The following is an 8,137-nucleotide window of genomic DNA, read 5'->3' on the forward strand; positions in this document are numbered from 1 at the left end:
AAGAATCATCATTTGGGAATTCTTTTACTAGATTGAGTATATTTTGACCTTTAAAATTATCCATAATTCAGTATTTAAAGGAACTAATATACGGAATTTAACTTAATAACTCAAAACTTTTTAATTGATGGTATTATGACATCGCCACTAAAAACAAATTTGCGTTAGCAAATACAATTAAAAAAAAGGCGATTGCATAAACGACCTCTGATAAATAAAATTTACGTTTATGAAAGTAACTTTAAGACAAAGACAGAAAGCAAACAAAATTAGCTTGTATCTTGATTACTATAAAAATGGTAAACGAGAATATGAGTATTTAGGTTTATACCTCATCCCAGAACCCGAAAAAGGAAAGCTAACACAAGCGCAAAGAGACGAAAACAAAAAAATCCTTTCATTAGCTGAAAGTGTTCGTTCTAAAAGACATTTAGAAATTCAAAACGGAATGTATGGTTTCAACGACCAGGAGAAGTTAAAAGGCTTCTTCATTATCTATATGGAAACATTAGCCGAAATGAGAATGGAAAGTAAAGGCAATTATGACAACTGGGATAGCACCATCAAACATTTAAGAAAGTTTTGTCCAAAAGATATTTCATTTGCTCAATTGGATAGAAAGTTTGTTGAAGGCTTCAAAGATTACTTAACCAAAACAGCAAAGACACCTAGCAATAAAAACCTTTCTGATAATTCGGCACACTCCTATTTCAACAAATTTAGAGCAGCTTTAAAACAAGCCGTTAAAGATGGAATTATCCGTTCCAATCCTGCCGAGCAAGTAGATTGTTTGCCACAAGGCGACAGCGAAAGAGAGTTTCTAACGTTAGAAGAATTACAAAGCATACTCAAACACGAATGTGAAATTCCAATCCTAAAAACAGCGTTTGTATTCAGTTGCCTAACAGGTTTAAGATGGTCAGATATAAATAAATTAGTTTGGTCAGAAGTGCAACACTCAAATGATTACGGTTGGTACATTCGTTTCAGACAAAAGAAAACTAAAGGAGCTGAAACATTACCAATGTCAGACCAAGCTCGTGATTTATTAAAAGAAATCGGAGAACCTGAAGAAAGAGTTTTCAAAGGATTAAAATACAGTGCGTGGCACAATCTAAAATTACAACAATGGGTAATGAAAGCCGGAATTAGTAAAACAATAACGTTCCATTGTGCTCGTCATACGTATGCCACTTTGCAACTGACGTTAGGAACTGATATATTTACAGTATCTAAATTATTAGGTCATAAAGACATTAGAACTACTCAAGTATATGCCAAAATAATTGACGAAAAGAAAATGGAAGCAGCTAACAGAATTAAATTAGATTTTTGATATGGAACTAACTATTTTTAAAAGCATTGTTTACGGTGAATTAAAACCCTGGGCAAGCAACGCCATAAATGATAAATTTTAAAGACAAAATCTATCAACAAACTTTATTAAGCCTACACCAACTATAAACGAGTACTTCAAAGCATTAAAAGAGCTTCACAAGGACAAACCCAACTTATTCAAAGAAGATGGGTTAGAAATCTATATGGCGCAACCTAACAACGATATAAGTCACGAAATACTGCATCCATTAGTAGAAGTAACTTTGGCAGAACCGATAACAACGACACAAAAGTTTTATCATTTCCTTTTATTCAACGAAGCAACACGATTGACTGATAGAGTTTTCAAGTCTATGAACAAAGACATTGACGAAATTCAAAAAAAAGAGATCATACAAAACGTTGTAAAGTCGTGCAAAGATATTTTGTTTTGTATTGGAACAGACCGAGAAAACTTTCCAAAAACAGAATTAACCACCTATGTAATACCTCAACTTATTACTAACGTAATCCGTTTTCTAAAAGAAACCGAAAAATTATATCCGCAATATTTGGCAGATTTAGCTTCAACCAAAAATGAACTATTTGGAGAATTACTGAAACAACCAATTCCAGAAATCAATATTGAAAAAACAACTCCTGAATTTCAAACAGTTCACAATATTCTTTTAGGTATTGACAATTATAAATTTGAAAAAAGTAATCGTTTTTCTTTTGGTTTTAATGGCAAAACGGACAACTTAAAATCAGTATTATTTTTATTAAATCGTGATATTGAGTTACTAAACGAAGACAAAACTACAGTAGACGATTTAGTTAGTGTTTTAACAAGTAGAGATTTGAAGATTGGTGCTGCACAAATATTTATAGGATGTGAAACTTTAGAGTTTTCATATATCGTTAAAAAACTTGAACTTTCATTTTCAAATTTTAACCCAACATCCATTGATAGTTCAAACTTGTTTTATTCCAAAAAAGGAAATGCAATCAAAAAGGGAAGTTTATACAATGCCAACCAAAGAGAACCTTATAAAAAAGCAGAAATCGACAACATATTTAATCATCTGTAAATAAAAACAGTTAGTTGTGTTAGATATATGAGTTAGATATAATTATCTAATTAATTACCAGTGTGTTACAAAATAATTTAGCCGTCAGAAATGATTGTTAAACCATTTAAAACGTAACGCAATGAGTAACGAAATTTTAATTTTAGAAAAGCTCGAAAAACTTGAGCAAAGAATTGGAGAACAAAATCTCCTAATGAAAGAAGTCCTAAACTTCAACGATGCCTGCAACTATTTAGACATAAGCGCATCACACCTCTACAAATTGACCAGTCAGAAATCAATTCCACATTTCTGTACTCAAGGTAAAAAACTGTATTTCAAACGTGCTGAATTAGACGAATGGCTACTACGCAACCGTCAAGACAGTACCGACGAAATCGAGACAATGGCAGCTAACTATTTACTAACTCACAAAAGAAAATAAGCGATGCCATTTTACGAACCTTCAGAGAAAATGTTCCAAGAAATTCAAGAGCATTTAAAAGAGATTACTGTTATTCTCAAAAAGAAACAGCAATTGAACCCAGACGACTTATTCTGCGACAATCAAGAGTTTATGAAAATTATGAACATAAGCAAACGATTAGCACAAAGTTGGAGAGACAGCGGATTTATCGGCTATTGTCAATTAGGTAATAAAATCTATTACCGACTAAAAGACATTCAAGAGTTATTAAACGAGAACTATAAACCGAAGAAAAAATGAGTGAAGTAGCAAACAAACAGCTGATGGTAAGCGTTTATAAAGAGTTTAAATACAACTTAGGAGAAAGAACTTTAATCGATGTTCTTCAAGAAATTAAATCTGATAAATACCAAAGTGAAGTAAATTCAATTCGATACGCATTACACAAAGGAGATGAGAAAACAGCCGATGAAATTAAAAGCACCTTAAATGGTTTTACAATGTCCGGCACGTATGGAACAAGTAGAACCAAAGGCAATCTTAACACTTATTCTCAAATAATCGGATTAGACTTCGACCACATTCCAGTTCCAGAACTCTACACTTTGGTTAAGTTAATAAACGACTGCAAATACACGTTCGCATCTTTTATTAGTCCAAGTGGCGAAGGAATAAAAGTATTCATCAAAATCAACTCCAATGCAACACAACACACTATCGCATACAATCAAGTGGCAACTTTTTATAAAAACCTATCAGGTTATGATTTTGATGCAAAATGCAAAGACATTACCCGATTGTGTTTTGTTTCTTATGATCCAGAGATTTATATAAAGGAAGATGCAACAATATTTGAAGTTCAAGAAGAAGCAATACCACTTCCAAAACCGCAAAAAGTGGAAACAACTTCTTTTGAAGCAACGGACACTTTATTGGACAAATGCCTGAAATTCACAGAGCAAAAAGAACAATACACTAACGGCAATAGAAATAACTTCATTCATCTATTTGCATCTAATGCCAATCGTTTCGGGATTTACGAAGCCGATACACTAGACTATTGTACTACCAATTTCGATTTAGACGAAAAAGAAATCAAAACATCGGTTCAAAGTGCCTACAAAAATCAGTCGGCAGATTTTGCCAAGTTTGCCGACTTTGCCAACCGCAAACCTATACAACAAAAAACAATTAGCAAAGCAAAAAATGAACCAATAGACGACGAAAACTATTTACTAAATACACCAACAATTCCGCAATCGGTTTACGACAACTTACCTCCTATTCTTAAACAAGGTGCAGAAGCATTCTCCGAACCAAGAGAAAGAGATACGTTTCTAACTGGTGCTTTAGCAATTTTATCGGGTTGCTTACCAAATGTTACTGGTGAGTATGGTGGCAGAACTGTTTATCCTCATTTGTTTTCTTTCATTCTAGCTCCTGCTGCATCAGGTAAAGGTGCATTACAATCTTCTAAAGAATTAGCAGATAAATACCACGAAGAAGTCCTCAAAAATTCAAGAGAACAAAAAAAAGAATACGACCTAAAAATGGCAGCGTACAAAAAAGCGCAACGTTTCAAAACGAAAGACGACAATACACAAGAAGAAATTCCAGAAGAACCACCATTCAAAGTAGTATACATTCCTGCCAATACCAGTAATGCAAAAATTATCCAACACTTACAACAAAATGACGGTACAGGTATTATTTGCGAAACCGAAGCCGATACATTAGGACAAGTATTCAAAAACGATTGGGGTTCTTATTCTGATTTGTTACGAAAAGCATTCCATAGCGAAAAAATATCTATTTCAAGAAAAACCAATAATGAGTATTTCGAAATCAACAATCCACGTTTAGCTGTTGCACTTTCGGGAACACCTCAACAAGTATATAACATTATTGCATCCGCCGAAGATGGTTTATTTAGTCGTTTTGTTTTTTATGTTTTCAAAACCAACAGCAAATGGATTGACCCTTCTCCGTATGGTTCGAGAGTGAATTTAACCGACCATTTTGCCAAGTTATCAAACGTTGTGTATGAAATGGTTTTGTTTCTCGATAGTGGTAAAACCAAAATACATTTAACCAAAGAACAATGGGACAAATTCAACCCAACATTCAGCGAGTATTTAAGTCAAATCAGTGCCTTTGTTTCCGAAGATGCCCAAAGTATTGTAAAACGTTTAGGATTGGTTTTGTATAGAATGTGTATGATTTTTACAAGTATTCGCAAATTCCAAGCACAAGAACAAGCCACTGATATTCAATGTTTAGATGAAGACTTTGAAACAGCATCGCAATTAATTGAAGTCTATTTAAAACACAACATTCTAATGTTCGAGAACTTGCCAAAACAGGAAGACGAAGAAAATGGGCCTTTCAAAAAAGGACAAAACAAAAAACTATTCTTTGATGCCTTACCAAATCACTTCACACGAAAAGAAGCAGTTGAATTAGGCGCGACCTTCAATATAGCAGAAAGAACGGTCGGTTCATTTTTAAAATCTTGTTTAGGCAATTACTTACAACAACCTGAATATGGGACATATACAAAAATCATCTAAAGTTAAACAAAAACAAAAAAAAGAAGTTAAATTTTACTATTTTTGGAGATTACAGTTTTATTCACAATTTCCATAATATGTCAGACAAACTCGATATGACTTCACCAGACTTGGTAAGCCAAAACATAGAAAAAATAAGAACTCTTTTCCCAAATTGCGTTACAGAATCTGCTAATGGTTTAGCCATTGATTTTGACCAACTAAAGCAAGAGTTATCCAAAGATATTGTTGAAGGCAACAAAGAACGCTATAGACTAGAATGGCCAGGAAAACGTGAAGCTATTGTAACAGCCAATTTACCCATAAACAAAACTTTACGTCCAGCTCGTGAAGAAAGTGTAGATTTTGACAACACCGAAAACTTATACATTGAAGGCGACAACCTAGAAGTATTAAAACTATTGCAAGAAAGTTATTTGGGTAAAATAAAAATGATATACATCGATCCTCCGTACAATACAGGAAAAGACTTTGTGTATAAAGACAATTTTACACAAGATACAGACGAATACCAAGAAGAAGCAGGACTAAAAGATGAATATAATAATCGTCTTGTTGCCAATCCAGATACTTCTGGTCGTTACCACTCTGATTGGTTAACAATGATGTACCCAAGATTAAAATTAGCTAGAAACCTTTTGACAGATGATGGAGTGATTTTTATCTCGATTGATGATAATGAAGTGCATAATTTACGCAAAATTTCTGATGAAGTTTTTGGGGAAGGGAATTTGATAGCACAAATTTGTCATAAAGCAAGAGCTTCTGTTTCTAATGATAAAATTATTTCTTCAAATCATAATCATATTTTATTCTATGCAAAAGACCAAAATATAATTTTTCAAAACAGAAAAAATATTGGATTAAAACCAAATTTAGAAGGTTTTGATAAATCTGATGAAAAGGGTTTTTACAAACTAGTACCAGTTGATGGTCCAGGTGGTGCAAAAAAAGGAAATCCTTATTACGAGTTTGAAGGAATTATAGGGTATTGGAGATTTTCAAAAGAAAGAATGACAGAAATGTTTAAAAATGGACAAGTTGTCAAGACTACAAATAATCTTCAACAAAAATATTATTTGAAAGATGCAGAAAATTCAAGAAGAACTGCTACAACTTGGTGGGACGAAAATCTATACACATCAACTGCAACAGGAAGATTAAAAACATTAATGAATTCAGGAGCATTTGACACGCCTAAACCAATCGAATTATTGGAAAAAATGTTAGAATTATCGAATACAAAAAACGACATTATCCTCGATTTCTTTTCAGGTTCCGCTACCACAGCTCATTCAGTAATGCAATTAAATAGCGAAGATGGTGGAAATAGAAAATTTATTATGGTTCAAGTTCCAGAACGAACCGATGAAAAAAGCGAAGCCTTTAAAGCAGGTTATGATAATATTTGTGAAATAGGTAAAGAACGTATTCGTAGAGCAGCCAAAAAAATAAAAGAAGAAACAAAATCCAATGTTGATTATGGTTTCAGAGTATATAAACTTGACAGCAGTAATATGCAAGATGTGTATTACACTCCCAATCAATACGAACAAGGACAATTAGATTTATTAGAGGACAACATCAAACCCGATAGAAATTCAGATGATTTAGTAGCTCAAATTATGTTAGATTGGGGTTTACCGTTATCACTAAAAATAGAACAAACCAAAATAGCCAACAAAGAAGTATTTAAAGTGGCTGATGATGCCTTGTTATGTTGTTTTGATGAAGGCATTGATGAAGCTTTTGCCAAAGAAATCGCAACGCTAAAACCATTACGAATTGTATTTAGAGATAAATCATTCAAAGACGACACCGCAAAAGAAAACGTAAAACAATTACTGAAACAGTTAAGCCCTGATTCAGAAATGAAAGTAATATAAAAAAATGGAAAATAACGATAACAATTTTGAAGAAGAAATCATTGATATTGAAGATACTTCATCGGGTTCTGATACTATAATTAGACCATTTAATCCTAACGAAATTGAGATTGAAACTCCACCTTATACAGTAGGTTACTTAATTGATAGATTAAGTTTTGAAGAAATAAACTTGAATACAGAGTTTCAAAGAGAAAATAATTTATGGTCTCCTGTAATGCAAAGTAGACTAATTGAATCTATTCTACTTGGACTACCATTACCAGCATTCTATTTTGATACATCAAATAAAAAATGGGATATTATTGATGGATTACAAAGATGTTGTTCAATAGATAATTTTTGTGTGAAGAAAAGTTTCAAATTAACAGGGTTAGAATTTTTGGGATATAGAGATAACAAACCATTTTTGGAAGGAAAATCTTTTGATGAACTAGATAGAACATTACAAAGAAGTATTATTACAAGACCAATTACAGTTAATTTAGTTAAAAAAGCAGACAAAAAAGTACGTTTTATTCTTTTTAAAAGGTTAAATACTGGAGGATTAGAATTAACACCTTCTGAAATAAGAAACGCTGTTTTTCAAGGTATACCTGCAAATGCAATAAAAAAAATGGCTAAATGTGATAGTTTCATTTCAGCAACTGAAGGTAGAATTCCAAGTAAGAGGATGCAAGACAGAGATTTTGTAAGCCGTTTTGTAGCTTTCTATCTGATTGGTTTTCAAAAATACGAGCCAGGATTAGATGATTTTATTAATTCTAGTATGGAATTACTTGATAAAACGGATATTAACCAACTAGAAAACGACTTCAATAGAGCATTAAACCTAGCGCGTGATATATTTGGTAATGACGCTTTTAG

General features: G+C 32.7%; 7 protein-coding genes. All 7 read left to right on the forward strand.

Features of this window, described 5'->3' with window-relative positions; genetic code table 11:
* Positions 1–229: 229 nt before the first annotated feature.
* Entirely contained in the window at positions 230–1,336 is a 1,107-nt protein-coding gene (locus tag ACIQ2X_RS11160; protein WP_396179000.1) for a phage integrase SAM-like domain-containing protein, read from the forward strand.
* A gap of 205 nt (positions 1,337–1,541) precedes the next feature.
* On the forward strand, positions 1,542–2,408 hold the full coding sequence (locus tag ACIQ2X_RS11165) for a DUF6617 family protein (protein ID WP_396179001.1): 867 nt from the start codon (positions 1,542–1,544) through the stop codon (positions 2,406–2,408).
* A 121-nt stretch (positions 2,409–2,529) separates the two neighbouring features.
* Positions 2,530–2,832, forward strand: a complete 303-nt coding sequence (locus ACIQ2X_RS11170; protein WP_396179002.1) for a helix-turn-helix domain-containing protein — start codon at positions 2,530–2,532, stop codon at positions 2,830–2,832.
* A 3-nt stretch (positions 2,833–2,835) separates the two neighbouring features.
* Positions 2,836–3,114 (forward strand): helix-turn-helix domain-containing protein, encoded by a 279-nt coding sequence (locus tag ACIQ2X_RS11175; RefSeq protein WP_396147085.1) that lies wholly within the window; start codon positions 2,836–2,838, stop codon positions 3,112–3,114.
* A complete protein-coding gene (locus ACIQ2X_RS11180; protein ID WP_396179003.1) occupies positions 3,111–5,384 on the forward strand; it encodes a DUF3987 domain-containing protein in 2,274 nt (757 codons plus the stop codon). The genes ACIQ2X_RS11175 and ACIQ2X_RS11180 overlap by 4 nt, the downstream gene beginning before the upstream one ends.
* A 77-nt stretch (positions 5,385–5,461) precedes the next feature.
* Positions 5,462–7,270: a site-specific DNA-methyltransferase gene (locus ACIQ2X_RS11185; protein ID WP_396179004.1), complete on the forward strand. Its 1,809-nt coding sequence runs from the start codon at positions 5,462–5,464 to the stop codon at positions 7,268–7,270.
* Between the two features lie 4 nt (positions 7,271–7,274).
* On the forward strand, positions 7,275–8,137 hold an 863-nt coding region (locus tag ACIQ2X_RS11190), incomplete at its 3' end, for a DUF262 domain-containing protein (RefSeq protein ID WP_396179005.1).

The organism is Flavobacterium sp. (genome assembly GCF_044368625.1).
Lineage (GTDB): Bacteria > Bacteroidota > Bacteroidia > Flavobacteriales > Flavobacteriaceae > Flavobacterium.

What these genes read in the sequence shown, in the direction of transcription:
- ACIQ2X_RS11160 (WP_396179000.1), top strand. Translation starts at nt 230, where the DNA reads ATGAAAGTAACTTTAAGACAAAGACAGAAAGCAAACAAAATTAGCTTG.
- ACIQ2X_RS11165 (WP_396179001.1), top strand. Translation starts at nt 1,542, where the DNA reads ATGGCGCAACCTAACAACGATATAAGTCACGAAATACTGCATCCATTA.
- ACIQ2X_RS11170 (WP_396179002.1), top strand. Translation starts at nt 2,530, where the DNA reads ATGAGTAACGAAATTTTAATTTTAGAAAAGCTCGAAAAACTTGAGCAA.
- ACIQ2X_RS11175 (WP_396147085.1), top strand. Translation starts at nt 2,836, where the DNA reads ATGCCATTTTACGAACCTTCAGAGAAAATGTTCCAAGAAATTCAAGAG.
- ACIQ2X_RS11180 (WP_396179003.1), top strand. Translation starts at nt 3,111, where the DNA reads ATGAGTGAAGTAGCAAACAAACAGCTGATGGTAAGCGTTTATAAAGAG.
- ACIQ2X_RS11185 (WP_396179004.1), top strand. Translation starts at nt 5,462, where the DNA reads ATGTCAGACAAACTCGATATGACTTCACCAGACTTGGTAAGCCAAAAC.